Source organism: Allobosea sp. RAF48 (assembly GCF_052114025.1).
Lineage (GTDB): Bacteria > Pseudomonadota > Alphaproteobacteria > Rhizobiales > Beijerinckiaceae > Allobosea.
The window spans coordinates 563,322-580,224 of the sequence record NZ_JBFRDZ010000002.1 but is presented as its reverse complement, the minus strand read 5'-3'; the positions used below and the strand labels follow the sequence as shown (position 1 = coordinate 580,224).

Below are 16,903 nucleotides of genomic sequence, written 5' to 3'. Positions count from 1 at the left end.
CGGTTCAACTCAGCGCCACTTCGGCGATCACGCCGCCGCCCGGGCGGTTGGCCAGCGTCAGCTTTCCGCCGATCGCCGCGGCGAGTTGCTGGGCGATGGCGAGCCCGAGGCCGGTTCCGCCCGTCTCGCGATTGCGGGATTGTTCGAGCCGGTAGAAGGGCTGCAGGACCGCTTCGAGCTGATCGGCGGGAATGCCGGGTCCGCGATCGAGGACGAGGATTTTCAGCCTTCCGTCCGGCGTCTTCTCGAGCTGGATCTCCGCCGCTCCGGCGAATTTCAAGGCATTGTCGATCAAATTGGTGAGGATACGCCGCAAGGCATGCGGGCGCGTCACCACGACGGCGTCGATCGTCGCGGGCATCGTGACCGCCTTGCCGGTGTCCTGATAGTCGAAGGCGATGCTCTCGACGAAGGAGCCGAGATCGATGCGCGCCGGCTTCTCGGCATCGCCATGGGCACTTTTCGCATAGGCGACGCCTTCACGCACGAGCCGCTCGATCTCCGAGAGATCGTTGACGAGCTTGTCCTTCTCCGGCCCCTCCTCCGCCATCTCGGCGCGCAGCTTCATGCGCGTGATCGGTGTCTGGAGGTCGTGCGAGATCGCGGCGAGGATCTGGACGCGCTCCTGCAGGTAATGCGCGATCCGGTCCCGCATCGCATTGAAGGCGGTCGCCGCATAGGCGACCTCGGCCGGGCCACTCTCCGCGAGCCGCTCCCCCTTGCGATTGGGGTCGAGGGTCTCGGCCGCACTGGCCAGCCGCAGCAGCGGCCTGATCGCCAGCCGGACCGCGAGCCAGGTGCAGAATACGAGAAGGAAGAGCTGGGCGAGGAGCACATAGGGCAGCCAGGTCGCGAGCGGCATCAGCTCCGGCAGCATGTCGATCGTCACCTGCGATCCGTCAGTGAGCGTGACATGAGCCTGCAGATGCTCACGCTCGCCCGGGATGCTTTCGACGCTGACCGGGAAGCGCTTGCCGGCCGCGACATTGATGGTCTCAGCGACTTCCGCCGCGCGCCGGCTGAGTTCGGGGACACCGGGCAATCCCGGCCCGAGCTCGTAGCGATAGGTACGCCGGGCCAGCAGGCCGAGCCATTGCGGGCGCTCTTCCGGCGGCAGACGGTCGAGCAGGGCGATCGAGGTGGCGACGTCGTTCTCCAGCGTCGTATACATCGTCGCCTTCGCGCTCATGGTGCGTTCGTAGAACTGCAGGCTGAACGACAGGGCGTGTGCGATCGCGAGGCCGGCGAACAGGATGAGGAAAAGCCGCCAGCGCAGCGTGCGAGGCAGGTGCAGGTACCCGCCGATACGGGCGGCGGCGCTCATTGCCGCGCCGTCACGATCTCGACCGGCATGGCGAGGACATAGCCTTCGCTGCGCACGGTCTTGATATAGGCGGGCTCGCGCGCATCGTCGCGCAGGCGCTGCCTGACACGGCTGACGAGCAGGTCGATCGAGCGGTCGAAGAGCTCCGCCTCGCGGCCCTGGGTGAGGTTGAGGAGCTGGTCGCGGGAGAGCACGCGCTGCGGATGGTCGAGGAAGACCCGCAGCAGGCGGTATTCCGCACCGCTCAGCGCCACCGCAGTGCCTTCCTTGTCGAGCAGATGGCGGGCGGTGGTGTCGAGCTGCCAATCGCCGAAGGCAATGAGCTGGCCGGCTTCCGTCACCTGCAGATTGGGCGGCAGCATGCGCGTGCGGCGCAGAATGGCCTTGATCCGCGCCAGCAGCTCGCGCGCGACGAAGGGTTTCGCCAGATAATCGTCGGCGCCCATCTCCAGCCCGACGATCCGGTCGGTATCGTCGCTGCGCGCGGTCAGCATCAGGATCGGCGTGGTCTTGTGCCTGCCCGCGCGCAATTCACGGCAGAGCACGAGCCCGTCATCGCCCGGCATCATCAGATCGAGAACGATGAGATCGACGCGGTCGGCGTCGAGAAAGGCGCGCATCTGCCGCCCGTCTGCGGCAGTCGTCACGCGCAGCCCGTTCTTCTTCAGGTAGCTCGAGACGAGATCCCGGATCTCCCGGTCATCGTCGACGACGAGCACATGGTCGATGTGGTCCATCAGCAAGGCTTCCGGCTTCTGTCGTGGTAGAAATAGCAGAGCCTCGGCGGTTTGCTCGGGCCTTCCGCGGGAGAATTGTAAGCGCGTGTATCGGCTCTCCGCCCCGATACCGGCGCGGACAATGTTCCCGTCGAACCTCTCGCCTCCTTTCGGCAGGGTGCCGGGGAGCACGCAGCCGCCTCGGTCGGTTTGCCTGGCTTCATCGCCTCCAGCGAACAGGAAGGAAGCTTCAATGCGCAAGGGTTTCATCTCGGCCGTCATCGGCGCGCTCGTGCTGCCGATCGCGGGCACATGTTCTGCCGTCGAAGCCGCGGCCATCCGCAACATCGTCATCGTCCACGGCGCCTTCGCGGACGGCTCCGGCTGGCGCAAGGTCTCGGACAGGCTGGTCGCGAGGGGCTACAACGTCACCGTCGTGCAGCAGCCGCTGACCTCGCTCCAGGACGACGTCGCCGCGACTCGTCGTGCGCTGGCGCTGCAGGATGGGCCGGCGATCCTGGTCGGGCACAGCTATGGCGGCATGGTCATCAGCGATGCCGGCAACGACCCGAAGGTCGCGGGGCTGGTCTATATCGCCGCCTTCCAACCGGAAAAGGGCGAGAGCCTGGCGAAGCTCGCCGGCAGCAAGCCGGTGCCGAATGCTGCGCCCGACGCGATCAAGGCGACGGCGGACGGCTATCTCTATCTCGATCCGGCGCGTTTCGCTGCGGTCTTCGCGGCCGATCTGCCCAAGGCGGAAGCCGCGTTCCTCGCCCATTCGCAGGTGTTCGCCGCGCAGGCGGCCTTCGCCACCGAGGCCGGCGAGCCGGCCTGGAAGAGCAAGCCGAGCTGGGCGCTGGTGGCGAGCGACGACCGCTCGATCAATCCCGCGCTCGAACGCGACATGGCAACGCGGGCCGGCAGCACGGTGCGGGAGGTGGCCGCGAGCCACGCCGTCTATGCCTCGAAGCCGGCCGAGGTCGCGGAGCTGATCGCCGAGGCGGCCGGAGCCGTGTCCCGGTAGCGGCAGAGCACCCGGCGAGCGTTACGACCGCTCGCCCGGCGCCGTTGCTACAGAGCGTTACAGATCGGCCTCTCGGAGAAATATCGGAGATACGTCGCTGGGGCTGAGTGCTGGTGCATTCGGCGGAGGCCTCGAAAGAAGCGCCACCGCCGCCTTTGAGAGGACCAGCCATGACCTTGTTCGTCATCTCCTATCTCGCCGGCGTGCTGACGATCCTCAGCCCCTGCATCCTTCCCATCCTGCCGTTCGTCTTCTCGCGCGCCGACCAACCTTTCATCCGCAGCTCCCTGCCGATGCTGATCGGCATGGCGCTGACCTTCGCGAGTGTCGCCAGCCTCGCCGCCATCGGCGGAAGCTGGGCCGTGCAGGTGAACGAGGTCGGGCGCGATGCGGCGCTTGCTCTGCTCGCGCTGTTCGGTGTCGCGCTCGTCTCACAGCGGGCGGCCGCAATCTTCACCCGTCCCATCGTCGCGCTCGGCCAGCGGCTTTCCGCGAGCGACGAAGCGGGAGCCCGTTCCGTTGGCGGCTCGCTTCTGCTCGGCGTCGCGACCGGGCTGCTCTGGGCACCATGCGCGGGCCCGATCCTGGGCCTCGTGCTGACCGGCGCCGCGCTGCACGGAGCCTCATCCGAAACGGCTTTGCTGCTGGCCGCCTATGCTGCGGGTGCCGCAACCTCGCTCGCGCTGGCGCTCCGGGCCGGTGGTCAGGTCCTTGCCGCGCTGAAGCGTTCGCTCGGGGTTGGCGAGCGTGTTCGGCAGGGCGTCGGCGTCGCTGTTCTCGCGAGCGTGCTGGCGATCGGCTTCGGCCTCGATACGGGCTTCCTGACCCGGCTCTCCTTCGCCGGCACCGTCGGCATCGAGCAAAGGCTGCTGGATGCGCTCGGTCCGCGTCGGGCCGAGGCCGGACAGCCCCGCACGGCAGAGAATGCCTCTCAGCCCTATCGCAGCAATCTGCCGGATTATGGTGCGGCCCCCGGCCTCGACGGCGCGACCGGCTGGCTCAACGCGGATCCGCTGGGCGCCGAGCAGCTCCGCGGCAAGGTCGTGCTGGTCAATTTCTGGACCTATTCCTGCATCAACTGCATCCGCACCCTGCCTTATGTCCGCGCCTGGGCGGAAAAGTACAGGGACCAGGGCCTTGTCGTGGTCGGCGTCCATACCCCGGAGTTCGCCTTCGAGAAGAAGGTTGAGAACGTCCGGCAGGCGATCGCCCGCTTCGGCATCGTCCACCCGGTCGCGGTCGATAACGACTTCCGGATCTGGCGCGCCTTCCGCAACAGCTACTGGCCAGCGCTCTACTTCGTCGATGCGCAGGGGCATATCCGCCACAGCCAGTTCGGCGAAGGCGGCGAGGCGCGTTCGGAGCGGGTCATTCAGGACCTCCTTGCCGAAGCAGCCGGCCGTCGCGAGGCTCAGGCGGAGCTCGTAACCCCACTCGCGCCGGGAGCCCAGGCCCCGGCGGATCTCGGCAATATTCGCTCGGGCGAGGGCTATCTGGGTTATCTGAAGGCTGCGGGCTTCGCCTCGCCCGAAGGCGTCGCGGGCGACCGGCCGCAGAACTACAGCGTCAGGAAGCTGAGGCTCAATCAATGGGGCCTGACCGGCAATTGGACGATCGCCGGGGAGAGCGCCGGTCTCGGACGCGCTGGCGGCGGCATCGCCTATCGCTTCAGCGCGCGGGATCTTCACTTGGTGCTCGGGCCCGGTCCGGGCGGCAAGCCGGTGCGGTTCAAGGTCGCGATCGACGGGGCCGCGCCCGGTGCCGACCATGGCGCCGATGTTGACGCGGAGGGCAACGGCACGGTCTCGGAAACGCGACTCCACCAGCTCGTCCGCCAGACCGGCGATGTCAGGGAGCGCCTCTTCGAGATCCACTTCCTCGATCCGGGCGTGGAGGCCTACGCCTTCACCTTCGGCTGAGAGCTGAAAGCAAAGGCCCCGCTGCAAAGCGAGGCCTTTGTCAGCGAGCCATATGAAGGAAAAGCGGCCCCGAGGGGACCGCTTTCACAAGAGAGATCGGACGGGAGACAGAAACGGGAGGCGCTCGACGCCTCCCTCGCAGTTCCTCAAAGCTTGTCGGCGTCGATCACCGCCCGGGCAAACTCCAGCGGCGCCTCCTGCGGCGGGTTGTGGCCGATGCCGCCCTTGAACAGCCGGTGCTCGTACTTGCCGGTGAAGCGCCTGGCATAGGCCGCGGGTTCGGGATGCGGCGCGCCATTGGCGTCGCCCTCGATGGTGATCGTCGGCACGCCGATGCTCGGGAAGGTGGCGAGCTTCTGTTCCAACGCGTCGAACTGCGCTTCGCCCTGCGCCAGGCCGAGCCGCCAGCGGTAGTTGTGGATGGAGATCGCGACATGGTCGGGATTGTCGAAGGCCGCCGCCGAACGCGCGAAGGTGGCGTCGTCGAACTTCCACTGCGGCGAGGCGAGCTCCCAGATCAGGCGGGCGAAGTCATGGGTGTACTTGGCGTAGCCGGCCGCGCCTCGCTCGGTGGCGAAGTAGTACTGGTACCACCATTGCAGCTCGGCCTTGGGCGGCAGCGGCGCCTTGTTCAGCTCCTGACTGCCGATGAGGTAGCCGCTGACCGAGACCATCGCCTTGCAGCGCTCGGGCCAGAGCGCGGCGACGATGTTGGCGGTCCGCGCCCCCCAGTCATAGGCGGCGATCACGGCCTTCTCGATCTTCAACGCATCCATGAAGGCGATGATGTCGGTTGCCAGCGCTGCCTGCTGGCCGTTGCGCGCGGTCCCGGCCGAGAGGAAGCGGGTACTGCCATAGCCGCGCAGATACGGCACGATCACCCGGTATCCGGCCTTCGCCAGGATCGGGGCGACATCGACATAGCTGTGAATGTCGTAAGGCCAGCCATGTAGCAGCAGCACCGGCGGGCCGTCCGCCGGGCCGTCCTCGGCGTATCCGACGTTGAGAACGCCGGCGTCGATCTGCTTCAACGCGGCGAAGGTCGTGTGCTGGCCGGCTCCGGCAGCCGCCGGGGAGGGCGAGCGAGTCTGGGCGCTGGCGCCGCTCACGGCGCCCAGCTGTGCAAAGGTGGCTACGAGCGCCAGCGTGCTCAGGAAGCTGCGGCGGGGCTGATCGATCTGGTCCGACATGGTTCTGTTCCTGATTGCGTGGATAGCAAGGGGAGTGAGCCTGTCCGCTGTATCCGCGCTGTGTCCGCCAGCGTCGGATTTGCAAGCCTGCGTAGAGACCGGTGCCTCCGATACGAACGGATACAAACCGTCCGCCATCCGCGGCGGCGGGCGAGCGCTGCCGGAAGATCATTGTATCGCACTGTATCGCGGCGGAGAAAGCCGACGTTTCCTTGCATATGGGCCGATCCGCAAAACAAACCGGACATGTCGGCTTGAGAAGCCCTCGGTCGCCAGCCGCCGACAGGAGCGGCATCAGATGGAGAGTTTCCATGAGCAGGATCGAGAAGGTTCTCTATACCGGCAAGACCCGCACCACCGGCGGGCGCGACGGCGCCTCGCGCAGCTCCGACAGCCGGCTCGACATCAAGCTGTCGCCTCCGGGCAGCTCGGGAGCGGGCACCAATCCCGAGCAGCTGTTTGCCGCCGGTTGGTCGGCCTGTTTCATCGGTGCGATCGGCCTTGCCGCGGGCAAGCGCAAGGTCGCCCTGCCGGCCGATCTCGCTGTTGATGCCGAGGTCGATCTGGGCACGACGGACGGCGCCTATTTCCTGCAGGCGCGTCTGAACGTCAGCCTGCCGGGCCTCGCGCCGGAACTCGCGCGCGAGCTCGTGGAGGAGGCGCACCAGACCTGCCCCTATTCCAGGGCCACGCGAGGCAACATCGATGTCGAGTTGAGGGTCGCCTAGCCGCCGACCGCGAAGAGGCCAGCCTCGGCTGGCCTTTTTATCCGCTTTTGCCCTGCCGACGATCTCATGCCGTCTATCGTCTGAGAGGCTCAGATCTCTTTCGGCCGCAGCGAGATCGCCTCCCAGGCGGCGACGACAATCAGGATCGCGGTGGCGGCCAGGCTGAACGCAAGCGGCGGCAGCACGGCCGAGACGAGCGTGAGCAGAGCGAGCAGGCCTAGCCCGACGAGATGGGAGAGCGGGAACCAGCCAGCCGTCACCCGTTTGAACAGGAGATTGCCGAGCAAGTAGAAGGCCGGCCCCGCGGCCACGGCGATCGCCGTCTTGGCGTCGGTGTGGCCGAGCGGATGGGCGATCACCAACTCGTCGCCGACCGCCACGAGGATGATGCCGGCGACCAGCAGTACGTGCAGGTAGGTATAGGCGATGCGCGCGATCCGGCCGGGGTCGGAGGCGTGGGCAATGAGCTGGCTGCCGCGCTCGGCGCCGATATGGAAATAGATCCACCACATCGCGACCGAACTCACGAAGGAATTCAGGAATGCTGTCACGTTGACGCCGGTCACCGGCAGCTTGGCTGCGGTGGCACCGGTGATGAGGATCGATTCACCCAGCGCGATGATGATGAAGAGCGCGCAACGCTCGGCCAGGTGGCCGCCCTCGACATTCCAGTCAGTGGTCTGCGAGCGGCCGAGGCCGAAGACCTGGAAGCCAAGCGCCGGACCGGCATATTCGATGCCGAGCGCGACTATCCAGAGCCCGAAGCGCAGATTGCCTTCGCACAGCCCGCCGGCGATCCAGAACAGGGCGGAGACCGCGAGCCAGATCGTGATGCGCTGGAAATTGCGATAATTCGCGGGTGAGGCGTTCTTCAGGCTCGCCATGGTGAAAAGCGAGCGGCCGAGCTGGATCGCGACATAGGCGCCGGCAAAGGCGAGGCCGTTCGATCCGAAGGCTTCCGGCACCGAGCAGGACAGGACGAGACCGAACAGCATCAGCACGAACAGCATGAGCCTGACCGGCGCCTGTTCGGGGTCGAGCCAGTTCGTCACCCAGCTCGTGTAGATCCAGACCCACCAGACGGCACCGAGCAGAAAGGCGGCCTGGGCCAGCCCGAGCGCGCTGAAATGCTCGAGCAGCGTGTGCGAGATCTGGGTGATGGCGAAGACGAAGACCAGGTCGAAGAACAGCTCGACGTAAGCGACCCTCGCATGCTGGTGTTCGACGCGCTCCCTAAGCAGCGCGCCGGGCTTGGCGCTTCGCGTCATCTCATGCCTCGCTCAACCTTCGATCCCACGCTCGCCGTCATCCCGGACAAGCCGGGATCCGCGATCCAGTGCCGGAGGGCTTCCAAGAAGGGTTCAGGCATGGATCCCGGGTCTCCCTACGGTCGCCCGGGATGACCGTGCGAGGACCCGAAAGGCTTCGGCTTGCAATCAGCCTGTCCCGCGGCTGCCGCCGCCGTCAATGGCGGAAGTGGCGGTGTCCGGTGAAGACCATGGCGAGGCCGGCCTCGTCTGCTGCCCTGATGACCTCGTCGTCGCGCATCGAGCCGCCGGGCTGGATCACCGCGGTGGCGCCCGCTTCCGCCGCCGCGAGCAGGCCGTCGGCGAAGGGGAAGAAGGCATCGGAGGCAACGACAGAGCCCTTGGCGAGGCTCTCGGCCACGCCTGCCGCCTTCGCCGCCTCGGCCGCCTTCCAGGCAGCGATGCGCGAGGAATCGACACGGCTCATCTGGCCGGCGCCGATGCCGACCGTGGCGAGATCCCTGGCATAGACGATGGCGTTCGACTTGACGTGCTTGGCGACGCGGAAGGCGAAGCGCAGATCGGCAAGCTCGCGCTCGCTCGGCTGGCGCTTCGTGACGACCTTGAGCTCCATGTCGTCGACGACGGCGTTGTCGCGCGACTGGGCGAGGAAGCCGCCGGAGACGGTCCGGAGCGCAAGGCCGGGCGCGCGGACATCCGGCAGGCCGCCGGTGAGCAGCAGGCGCAAATTCTTCTTGGCGGCGATCATGGCGATCGCCTCCTCGTCAGCGTCGGGAGCGATGATGACCTCGGTGAAGACCTCGACGATCTTCTTGGCGGCGGCCGCATCGAGCTTGCGGTTCAGCGCCACGATGCCGCCGAAGGCCGAGACCGGGTCGCAGGCGAGCGCACGCTCATAGGCCTCGAGCAACGAGCCGCCGGCCGCGACGCCGCAGGGGTTGGCGTGCTTGACGATGACGCAGGCCGCCGAGGCCTTCGGATCGAACTCGGCGACGCATTCGAAGGCCGCATCGGTGTCGTTGATGTTGTTGTAGGAGAGCTGCTTGCCCTGGACCTGCCGCGCGGTCGAGACGCCCGGGCGATTCTCCGGGGTGCGGTAGAAGGCAGCCCATTGATGCGGGTTCTCGCCATAGCGCATGGTCTCGGCGAGCGCGCCGCCGAGCGCGCGGAAGGCCGGGGCGGTATCGCCGAGCTCGTTGGCGAACCAGTTCGAGATCGCGGCATCATAGGCCGCCGTGCGGGCATAGGCCTTCTGCGCGAGCTTGCGGCGCAGCGTCAGCGTGGTCGCGCCCTTCTGCGCCTCCAGGTCGGCGAGCACCGAGGGGTAGTCCGCCGGCTCGACCACCACGGCGACGTCGTGATGGTTCTTCGCCGCGGCGCGGATCATCGCCGGGCCGCCGATATCGATGTTCTCGATGCAGTCGTCATAGGATCTGCCGGCTGCGACCGTTGCTTCGAAGGGGTAGAGGTTCACGACCAGCAGGTCGATCGGCTGGATGCCGTGGCCGAGCATGGAGGCCTGGTGCTCGGGATGCGAGCGGATGGCGAGCAGGCCGCCATGGACCTTCGGATGCAGCGTCTTGACGCGGCCATCCATCATCTCGGGGAAGCCGGTGAGGTCGGAGACGTCGCTGACCGGCAGACCGGCCTCGGCGATCGCCTTGGCGGTGCCGCCGGTCGAGACCAGCGCGATGCCGAGCTTGTGGAGGGCGCGCGCGAAGTCGATCAGTCCCGTCTTGTCGGAAACGGAAAGGAGAGCGCGTTCGACGCGGCGAAGTTCATTCGGCATCGGGGTTCTGGTCCGGCTTGGATTGCAGGGAAGGCAGTTCTTGGGCAGACGCGCGCGGGCTATCATGCTGCGCCGCGAAAGGCAAAGCTCTGCGTCGCAGAACCGTCACGCGTCGGGAGCGGGCTCGGCGGATTCGCGTTCGGCAATGGCCGCGGCCACCGTCTTGCCGGCGCGCGGATTGGCGGTGCTGATCCGGGTGAGGCGCCAGGTGATCCGCGGCGCGGCGGCGGCGTCGAAGGCGACGACGAGCTGCTCCGTGCGCCGTCTGCCGTCCGAAGCGGCCAGGAAGATGCTCTCCTCGAGCACGATCGGCAGCCCCCCGGCCTCGAAGCTCCAGACCTCGCCGGAAGCGAGCGCCAGCAGCGCGCCGCTGCCCTCGCGGACGAGGCTGGCACGGACATTGGGGTGAAGATGAAAGCGGGCCGCGGCCGGCAGCGTTTCGCGCATTCCGCTCAGCGCGACCTCGTCCTCGCCCGAAAGCGTGGATCCGTCCTGGGCGAGCAGGAGGCGGCGGGTGTGGATCGCGCCGATGCTGCGGCGGTAGCCGTCATGGCTCGCGACCCATTCCGGACCGTCGGCGCCGTCCTGGCGTGCGACGCGGACATCGCGCGGCCCGGAGACGATCCGCATCTCGCCGAGAACCATGCCGAAATTCGCACTGGAGCGATCGTCGAGAACGAGGGCGGAGTGGGCGGCGGTGCTGCGCGCCGCGAGCCGCAGTTCCGGCGGACCGAAGCGGCTGGCGCCGCAATTGACGATGATGCGCTGCGCGCCGCTGGAAAATTCGAAGGCGAGGCAGCCGGCATGGGCCTCGATCGAATAGGCGCCGTGCGGCGGTGCGCCGGCATCGGCGACGACGACGCTGCGCCCCGCGGCGAGACGGCTATAGCCGGAATAGGCGGCATGCTCGGTCGGGCGGCCGCGCGCGTCGTCATAGGCTGCGAGCGTCGCCATCAGGTCGGGTGCGGTCGTGCCCATGCCGTTGAACAGGGCAAGTGAACCGTCGCCGTGCCGGAACAGGCGCAAATGCGGCATCATCCGCTCGATCGCGGTCAGCACGCCGCGCGGCGGCTCGAGCCCGCGCGCCGCGAAAGTCTCCCGCAGCGGCAGCAGGTCGAGGAGAAGTTCGACGAGCAGGCGCGGATTGCGCGAGAGATGGCCGCCGTCGGGCAGGATCTGTTCGTCCAACTCGTCGGAAAGCATCGTCTCGGCGCGGCGGCGGCGGGCGTCCTGCCCATCGAGGCAGATTGCGGCGAGGGTGACTGCGATCAGCGTGTTCAGCCGGTCGACCCCTTCCACAGCGCCGGCAAGCGCGAGGCTCAAACGGTCGGCCAGACGTGCGACATGGCGCAGGAAGCGCTCGTAGAAGACGTGATCGGCACCTTCCAGCAGGAGAGGCGAGTGAGAGAGGAGCGCGATCAGGCGGCGGGCGGCCACGGCCGGGCGGCGGGCGATGTCATGCCGCTCGCGGCGCCTGGCGATGAAATCCTCGACGAGGCTGCGGGCATTGGCGCGGGCGATCGCGGTGTCGGCTGCACGCATGTGGCGCAGCCAGCCGAAGCCGTACAGAGCCTCGGCCCAGGCGTCGCTCGGCGGCTCGACATCGAAGGGCGATTCGCCGTGGCTGCGCAGGGTGCGGCCGGCGAAGCTGTAGTAGCCGGCGTAGAAATCGCCGGCGGTCGTCGGATCGGCAGTGCGCAGATCATGCGGCGCGAAGAGGAGACGGGTCGGGGTGCTGCGCCCAAAGGGCCAGAGCTTGCGCGTCGCGCCGACGAACTGGCCACGGGTCCGCCGCGCCGCCCGTCCGATCGCGGCCTGGGCCAACCCCCGTCGCTCAGACCAGCCGCTCAAAACCCCCGTATGCTCCGTCCCCGGGCGCGGCCCGATGCCGCGCGGATAGTACCAGCGGAGCCGCGCCGTCCCAGCGCGCGAATCCTTGCCCCGTCATAGCCTGATCAGGCGGCTTGCGTAAAATCCCGCCCATCCGGAGAGGCGCGGGGATTCGCCCTTCAACTGGTGCGGCAGGGTCCGGATATCACCGTTTGCGTCGATTGCTTCTGCCAAACCGCCGATTTCGGCCGCCTCGACGGGTTTACGACGAAACTGGGGATGACGGACGAGAAAGGCGGCGATCTGCGCTTCGCCCTCGGCGGCTTCGAGCGAGCAGGTGCAGTAGACCAGCCGTCCGCCGGGCTTCGTCAGGGCGGCGGCCGCATCGAGCAGGCGCGCCTGCAGGCCGGCGAGCCGGTCGCGATCCTCCGGCAGCTTGGTCCAGGCGACGTCCGGGTGGCGGCGGATCGTGCCGGTCGCGCTGCAGGGCGCGTCGAGCAGAACGGCGTCGAAGGGTTCGGCCTTCCAGGTCGAGGCATCGGCAGTGGCGACATTCGCCGTCAGGCCGAGGCGGGCGAGATTGGTCTTCAGACGGCGCAGGCGCGGCGCCGAGCGATCCAATGCCGTCACATCGGCGCCAGCGACGGCGATCTGGGCGGTCTTGCCGCCGGGCGCGGCGCAGAGATCGGCGATGCGCTCGCCGGGTTGCGGCGCCAGCAGCTTCACCGGCAGCGCGGCGGCGGCGTCCTGCACCCACCACTCGCCCTCATCGTATCCGGGCAGCCCGGCGATGGCCTGCCGCTCGCGCAGCCGGACCGAGCCCGTCGGCAGGGCGATGCCGCCGAGAGCCTCGGCCCAGCGGGCGGGGTCGGCCTTGACGGTGATGTCGAGCGGCGGCTCCTCGCGATGGCTGGCGGCGATCGCGGCGGCGGTATCCTTGCCATAGGCGACGCGCCAGCTCTCGGCCAGCCAGGCAGGTGTGTCGCGGAAGGCGTCCATCTGCGTCTCGGCCAGGATCGCGTCACGCTCACGCACCAGCCGGCGCAACAGCGCGTTCCCCAACGCGGCATAACGGGCCGAGCGCGGGTCTTCGTGCAGATGCCGAATCGCGAGATCGACGGCGGCATGGTCGGGTACGTCGAGGAAGAGAATCTGTGCCGCTGCCGCCGTCACGATCGGCTCGAAGAGACCGGACCGCTGTGGGCTGCCCCGTTCAAGGCGGGCATCGACCGCGTGCTGGATCGTGCCCAGCCGGCGGAAGGCGGTGACGGCGATAGCGCGGGCGAGCCCGGCATCGGCGGCATCCAGGCCCGAATCCGGCAGCAGCCGCTCGAAGGTCTCGTCGAGCGCGACGTGGGCGCGCAGCACCTCGTCGATGACATCCGCGGCGAGGCGGCGCGCCGCGAGGCCGGGCGCATTGTCGCGCTTCGGGGCCGCCGCCTGCGGGCGGGGGCGCGAGGGGACGTGACCGGCCATCTCAGCCCCAGGGCCCGCGCTGGTGCGGCGGGTTGTCCCAAGAGCTGCCGCCGGCCTGGCCCCAGGGGCCGTTGCCGGCCTGGGCGGCGAACCCGGCTCCGGCAGCGCCGGTGCCGACGCCCATGATACGGGCCTGCTCCATCAGCGCGGCGATGCGGTTGCCGGTGTCGGGGTGGGTCGAGAACAGATTATCCATGCCGCCGCCGGTCAAGGGATTGATGATGAACATGTGCGCCGTAGCAGGCTTGGCCTCGGCTGTCTCGTTGGGAATGTGCTGGACGCCCGCCGCGATCTTGGCCAGCGCATCGGCGAGCCAGACCGGATTGCCGCAGATCTGCCCACCGAGCTTGTCAGCCTCGTACTCGCGCGAGCGCGAGATCGCCATCTGGATCAGGGCGGCCGCCATCGGCGCGAGGATCGACAGCAGGATCTGGACGATGAAATTCGGGCGGTTGTCGCGCGAGCCGAAGAACATGCCGAAGGTGACGAGCGAGGAGATCGCGCCGGCAAAGGTCGCGGTGATCGTCATGGTCAGCGTGTCGTGGTTCTTGATATGCGCGAGCTCATGCGCCATCACGCCGGCCAGTTCCTCATAGGTCAGCGTGCGCAGGATGCCTGTCGTCGCGGCGACGGCCGCGTTCTCGGGGTTGCGGCCGGTGGCGAAGGCGTTGGGCTGGTCCTCCTGGATCAGATAGACCCGCGGCATCGGCATGTTGGCGCGGGCGGCGAGGTTGCGGACCATGCCATAGAGCTCGGGCGCGCTGCGCTCATCGACCTCCTGGGCATTATGGGCGGCGAGCGCCAGCCGGTCGGAATTCCAGTAGCTGAAGAGATTGGTGCCGGCGGCGAAGATCAGCGCGATCAGCATGCCGCTACTCCCGCCCAGCAGGTAGCCGACGCTGAGAAACAGCGCGGTCAAACCCGCCATCAGCATGCCGGTCCTGACGTAGTTCATCGTATTCCCTTCGCTTGCCGGTACGAAAAAAGGGCGGATTACCCTCGCGAATGCCGGTTTCCTGCCTTATGTGGTGGGCATCGGCCCAATCCTGCAAGTCCGGGCCAAGAGCATTTTCGAGCGAAGTGGACGCCGGTTCGCGTGAAGAAAATGCGAAAAGGCAAAAACTTGGAGATGTTCCGCATGCCGGAAAAAGCCAGCGATGCCACGCCCGCACCTGCCATGACGGAGAAGGTGCTCTCGCCGGCGGCCAAGCGTGCTCTGGCCGAGGCCGAGGCACGCCGCGCCGCGATCGACGCCCATGCGGCGGAAATCGCCGGCCAGCGCGAAGTCAATGGGCGCGGCGGGCTGGACCCCGTGCGTTACGACGATTGGGAGGTGAAGGGCATCGCCAGCGATTTCTGAGAAGAGACCGCGAAAGGGAGTCTCTGTCGCCTCAATCGGCGCGAAGCTGATACACGGCGTTGCCGTTCAGGAATGCCGAACCCCGGTTCACCGAGCCGTCCCTCTGAAACATGACGTTCAGGTTTTCCATGAGGCAACTCGTGCCCGAGAAGCTCGCGGTGAGCACCGAGCATTCCCGCGCCGCCTGGCTGTAAAGTATTTTTCTAGCCTTCTCGGTGGCCGCCAGGTCTCCGGCTTCGCCATCGATCTCAATGCGAAAGTTTACGTTGATTCGTGTGGGCTGCCCGCGTCCGACCGACTGAGCGGCAAGGGGTGAGCTGGGGTTCGGCGTTTGCGCCCAAACGTCGAGATTCTGCATGAGGTAGCATGAGGCCGCTATGATGAGCGTGAGAAACAGTTTCGGCTTCATGGCACCTTCCTCTCGAACGCATCTCTTCTAGCAGCGTCGATACGAAAACCTCATGACTTCACTGCGTTATGGTTTATGTCGGGTCCGTTTGCAGGTGGCGGCGATTGCCAACTGCTTTCGGCTGCCAGAGGGAGGCAGCCAATAGGAGCCGATCATGACGAATGACGACCAGCGGCTCGCCGCCCTGCGCCGCCTTCTGGCGGAGGCCCATGACAAGCTCGGACTGAAGCTCGGCTTCCGGCTCTGGGACGGCAGCTCCGTGCCCGCCTCCTGGCCCTCTGACGGGCTCGCCATCGCCGTCGCCGATGCCGGCGTGCCGGCCGCGCTGATCCGCAAGCCCAAGCTCGACACGCTGCTCAATCTGCATATCACCGACCGCATCTCGATCCAGAACGGCTCGATCTTCGATCTCGCGGCGGCGCGCCCCGATGGCAAGGTCGGCAAGCTCGCGCGCAACATCCCGAAGAGTGCCGTCTTCGACGTTATCAGGCGCTTCGTCTTTGCGCCCGGAAAGGCCGAGGCCGCCGTTAGCCACCGCAAGGGCGACGAGATCGCGCGTGACGGCGCCCCGGCCACCAACAAGGCCAACATCGCCTATCATTACGACGTCTCGAATAATTTCTACCGGCTCTTCCTCGACGAGGAGATGGTCTACACCTGCGCCTATTTCACCGAGGATCACGGCGATCTGGAACGGGCTCAGCGCGACAAGCTCGACATGATCTGCCGGAAGCTGCGCCTGAAGCCGGGAGACCGTTTCCTCGACATCGGCTGCGGCTGGGGCGCGCTGGTCTGCCATGCCGCGCGCTATTACGGCGTCGAGGCCCATGGCGTGACGCTGGCGGAGGAACAGCTCGCCTTGGCGCGCGAGAAGGTCGAAAAGCTCGGGCTTCAGGGCAAGGTCACGCTCCATCTCAAGGACTTCACCCAGATGGAGGGGGAATTCGACAAGATCTCCTCGATCGGCATGTTCGAGCATGTCGGCATCCGCAATCATCCGTCCTATTTCCAGGCGGTGAACCGGCTACTGCGGCCGCGCGGGCTCTATCTGCATCATTGCATCTCGCGGCGCGCCAAGAAGACCGAGAAGGCCTTCAACAAGATGCCGGCGGAATACCGTGCGCTGGTGCGCTACATCTTCCCGGGCGGTGAGCTCGACCATCTCGGCATGTCGATCGCCAATCTCGAGCGCCACGGCTTCGAAATCCACGATGTCGAAGGCTGGCGCGAACACTATCAGCGCACGACGCGGCTATGGTGGGAAAGGCTCGCGGCGAACAAGGCGAAGGCCGAGGCCGAGATCGGCCCGGAGCGGACGCGGATGTGGCTGCTCTATCTCGCCGGCTGCTCGCTCGCCTTCGAGCGCGGCGGGGCGCTGGTCAACCAGACGCTGGTCTCGAAGCGGCGCAAGGGGCCGTCGGGCCTACCGCTGACGCGCGCAGACCTTTATCGCGACTGAGCGGCCCCCGGCCGGCGTGACGGCCGGCCATGCCGTTCATCCCTGCATATGCGGGTGGGAGTGCCCGGCTTGGGCCGGGCCATGACCTACTTCTTGACGAAGAGGTCGAGCTTTCCGTGATGTTCGGCCAGCAGGTAGTAGAAGGTCAGGCGGGATTTGGTCCGGTCTGCCTTCATATGCTCGCAGATCGCCTTGATCGAGCCGTCGAGATCGCCGGACTTCAGACCGAGTTTCTTCTTCAGGAAATTCTCGCGGACGCGGTCGACCTCGGCCGGGTCCGAGCAGGCGACGTAGCGGGTGTCGGGCTTGCTCATCACGAGCGCATAGGCCTTGGACATTCCGGCGAAGGCAGCATCGTTCAGTGGCTTCTTGGCGAACTTCTTCACGTCGGCGAGGTGATCCATCTGGTTG

General features: G+C 67.2%; 15 protein-coding genes. 5 read left to right on the top strand and 10 right to left on the bottom strand.

The window, feature by feature from the left end; genetic code table 11:
* Nucleotides 1-4: 4 nt before the first annotated feature.
* Nucleotides 5-1,324, bottom strand: coding sequence for an ATP-binding protein (locus tag AB4Z10_RS06075; RefSeq protein ID WP_441469478.1), 1,320 nt, complete (start codon nt 1,322-1,324; stop codon nt 5-7).
* Entirely contained in the window at nt 1,321-2,061 is a 741-nt protein-coding gene (locus tag AB4Z10_RS06070; RefSeq protein ID WP_441469477.1) for a response regulator, read from the bottom strand. The genes AB4Z10_RS06075 and AB4Z10_RS06070 overlap by 4 nt, the downstream gene beginning before the upstream one ends.
* A 232-nt stretch (nt 2,062-2,293) precedes the next feature.
* Here AB4Z10_RS06070 and AB4Z10_RS06065 point away from each other — a divergent pair, with 232 nt between their 5' ends.
* Together AB4Z10_RS06065 and AB4Z10_RS06060 are read left to right on the top strand one after the other, a co-directional pair.
* Nucleotides 2,294-3,064, top strand: coding sequence for an alpha/beta fold hydrolase (locus AB4Z10_RS06065; protein WP_441469476.1), 771 nt, complete (start codon nt 2,294-2,296; stop codon nt 3,062-3,064).
* Between the two features lie 170 nt (nt 3,065-3,234).
* Entirely contained in the window at nt 3,235-4,983 is a 1,749-nt protein-coding gene (locus tag AB4Z10_RS06060) for a cytochrome c biogenesis protein DipZ (RefSeq protein WP_441469475.1), read from the top strand.
* A 146-nt stretch (nt 4,984-5,129) separates the two neighbouring features.
* Here the strand turns inward: AB4Z10_RS06060 and AB4Z10_RS06055 are convergent, their stop codons facing one another.
* Nucleotides 5,130-6,173 carry an alpha/beta fold hydrolase gene (locus AB4Z10_RS06055; protein WP_441469474.1) on the bottom strand — a complete coding sequence of 348 codons (1,044 nt, stop codon included), beginning with the start codon at nt 6,171-6,173 and terminating at the stop codon, nt 5,130-5,132.
* Nucleotides 6,174-6,484: 311 nt separating this feature from the next.
* Here AB4Z10_RS06055 and AB4Z10_RS06050 point away from each other — a divergent pair, with 311 nt between their 5' ends.
* Nucleotides 6,485-6,901 (top strand): organic hydroperoxide resistance protein, encoded by a 417-nt coding sequence (locus AB4Z10_RS06050; RefSeq protein WP_441469473.1) that lies wholly within the window; start codon nt 6,485-6,487, stop codon nt 6,899-6,901.
* 89 nt (nt 6,902-6,990) lie between these two features.
* Here the strand turns inward: AB4Z10_RS06050 and AB4Z10_RS06045 are convergent, their stop codons facing one another.
* The 5 genes from AB4Z10_RS06045 to htpX form a co-directional block, all read right to left on the bottom strand.
* Nucleotides 6,991-8,169, bottom strand: a complete 1,179-nt coding sequence (locus AB4Z10_RS06045) for a low temperature requirement protein A (protein WP_441469472.1) — start codon at nt 8,167-8,169, stop codon at nt 6,991-6,993.
* A gap of 196 nt (nt 8,170-8,365) precedes the next feature.
* Nucleotides 8,366-9,958: a bifunctional phosphoribosylaminoimidazolecarboxamide formyltransferase/IMP cyclohydrolase gene (purH, locus tag AB4Z10_RS06040; RefSeq protein WP_441469471.1), complete on the bottom strand. Its 1,593-nt coding sequence runs from the start codon at nt 9,956-9,958 to the stop codon at nt 8,366-8,368.
* A 105-nt stretch (nt 9,959-10,063) separates the two neighbouring features.
* A complete protein-coding gene (locus tag AB4Z10_RS06035; RefSeq protein WP_441469470.1) occupies nt 10,064-11,782 on the bottom strand; it encodes a heparinase II/III family protein in 1,719 nt (572 codons plus the stop codon).
* 120 nt (nt 11,783-11,902) lie between these two features.
* Entirely contained in the window at nt 11,903-13,264 is a 1,362-nt protein-coding gene (locus tag AB4Z10_RS06030) for an RsmB/NOP family class I SAM-dependent RNA methyltransferase (protein ID WP_441469469.1), read from the bottom strand.
* 1 nt (nt 13,265) lies between these two features.
* Nucleotides 13,266-14,219, bottom strand: coding sequence for a zinc metalloprotease HtpX (gene htpX / locus AB4Z10_RS06025; RefSeq protein WP_441469468.1), 954 nt, complete (start codon nt 14,217-14,219; stop codon nt 13,266-13,268).
* Nucleotides 14,220-14,402: 183 nt separating this feature from the next.
* Here htpX and AB4Z10_RS06020 point away from each other — a divergent pair, with 183 nt between their 5' ends.
* Entirely contained in the window at nt 14,403-14,624 is a 222-nt protein-coding gene (locus AB4Z10_RS06020) for a DUF1674 domain-containing protein (protein ID WP_441469467.1), read from the top strand.
* Nucleotides 14,625-14,655: 31 nt separating this feature from the next.
* Here AB4Z10_RS06020 and AB4Z10_RS06015 read toward each other — a convergent pair whose 3' ends face one another.
* A complete protein-coding gene (locus AB4Z10_RS06015) occupies nt 14,656-15,033 on the bottom strand; it encodes a hypothetical protein (RefSeq protein ID WP_441469466.1) in 378 nt (125 codons plus the stop codon).
* A gap of 154 nt (nt 15,034-15,187) precedes the next feature.
* Here AB4Z10_RS06015 and AB4Z10_RS06010 point away from each other — a divergent pair, with 154 nt between their 5' ends.
* Nucleotides 15,188-16,492, top strand: a complete 1,305-nt coding sequence (locus tag AB4Z10_RS06010) for a class I SAM-dependent methyltransferase (RefSeq protein ID WP_441469465.1) — start codon at nt 15,188-15,190, stop codon at nt 16,490-16,492.
* Between the two features lie 86 nt (nt 16,493-16,578).
* On the opposite strand, the gene AB4Z10_RS06005 is transcribed toward AB4Z10_RS06010, so the two are convergent.
* Nucleotides 16,579-16,896, bottom strand: coding sequence for a DUF2853 family protein (locus AB4Z10_RS06005; protein WP_441469464.1), 318 nt, complete (start codon nt 16,894-16,896; stop codon nt 16,579-16,581).
* Nucleotides 16,897-16,903: the final 7 nt, after the last annotated feature.

Excerpts from the sequence above, each read along its gene's own strand:
- htpX (WP_441469468.1), bottom strand. The coding sequence starts at position 14,219 with ATGAACTACGTCAGGACCGGCATGCTGATGGCGGGTTTGACCGCGCTG.
- AB4Z10_RS06055 (WP_441469474.1), bottom strand. The coding sequence starts at position 6,173 with ATGTCGGACCAGATCGATCAGCCCCGCCGCAGCTTCCTGAGCACGCTG.
- AB4Z10_RS06045 (WP_441469472.1), bottom strand. The coding sequence starts at position 8,169 with ATGACGCGAAGCGCCAAGCCCGGCGCGCTGCTTAGGGAGCGCGTCGAA.
- AB4Z10_RS06010 (WP_441469465.1), top strand. The coding sequence starts at position 15,188 with ATGACGAATGACGACCAGCGGCTCGCCGCCCTGCGCCGCCTTCTGGCG.
- AB4Z10_RS06075 (WP_441469478.1), bottom strand. The coding sequence starts at position 1,324 with ATGAGCGCCGCCGCCCGTATCGGCGGGTACCTGCACCTGCCTCGCACG.
- AB4Z10_RS06030 (WP_441469469.1), bottom strand. The coding sequence starts at position 13,264 with ATGGCCGGTCACGTCCCCTCGCGCCCCCGCCCGCAGGCGGCGGCCCCG.
- AB4Z10_RS06050 (WP_441469473.1), top strand. The coding sequence starts at position 6,485 with ATGAGCAGGATCGAGAAGGTTCTCTATACCGGCAAGACCCGCACCACC.
- AB4Z10_RS06020 (WP_441469467.1), top strand. The coding sequence starts at position 14,403 with ATGCCGGAAAAAGCCAGCGATGCCACGCCCGCACCTGCCATGACGGAG.
- AB4Z10_RS06005 (WP_441469464.1), bottom strand. The coding sequence starts at position 16,896 with ATGGATCACCTCGCCGACGTGAAGAAGTTCGCCAAGAAGCCACTGAAC.
- purH (WP_441469471.1), bottom strand. The coding sequence starts at position 9,958 with ATGCCGAATGAACTTCGCCGCGTCGAACGCGCTCTCCTTTCCGTTTCC.
- AB4Z10_RS06015 (WP_441469466.1), bottom strand. The coding sequence starts at position 15,033 with ATGAAGCCGAAACTGTTTCTCACGCTCATCATAGCGGCCTCATGCTAC.
- AB4Z10_RS06065 (WP_441469476.1), top strand. The coding sequence starts at position 2,294 with ATGCGCAAGGGTTTCATCTCGGCCGTCATCGGCGCGCTCGTGCTGCCG.
- AB4Z10_RS06060 (WP_441469475.1), top strand. The coding sequence starts at position 3,235 with ATGACCTTGTTCGTCATCTCCTATCTCGCCGGCGTGCTGACGATCCTC.
- AB4Z10_RS06070 (WP_441469477.1), bottom strand. The coding sequence starts at position 2,061 with ATGGACCACATCGACCATGTGCTCGTCGTCGACGATGACCGGGAGATC.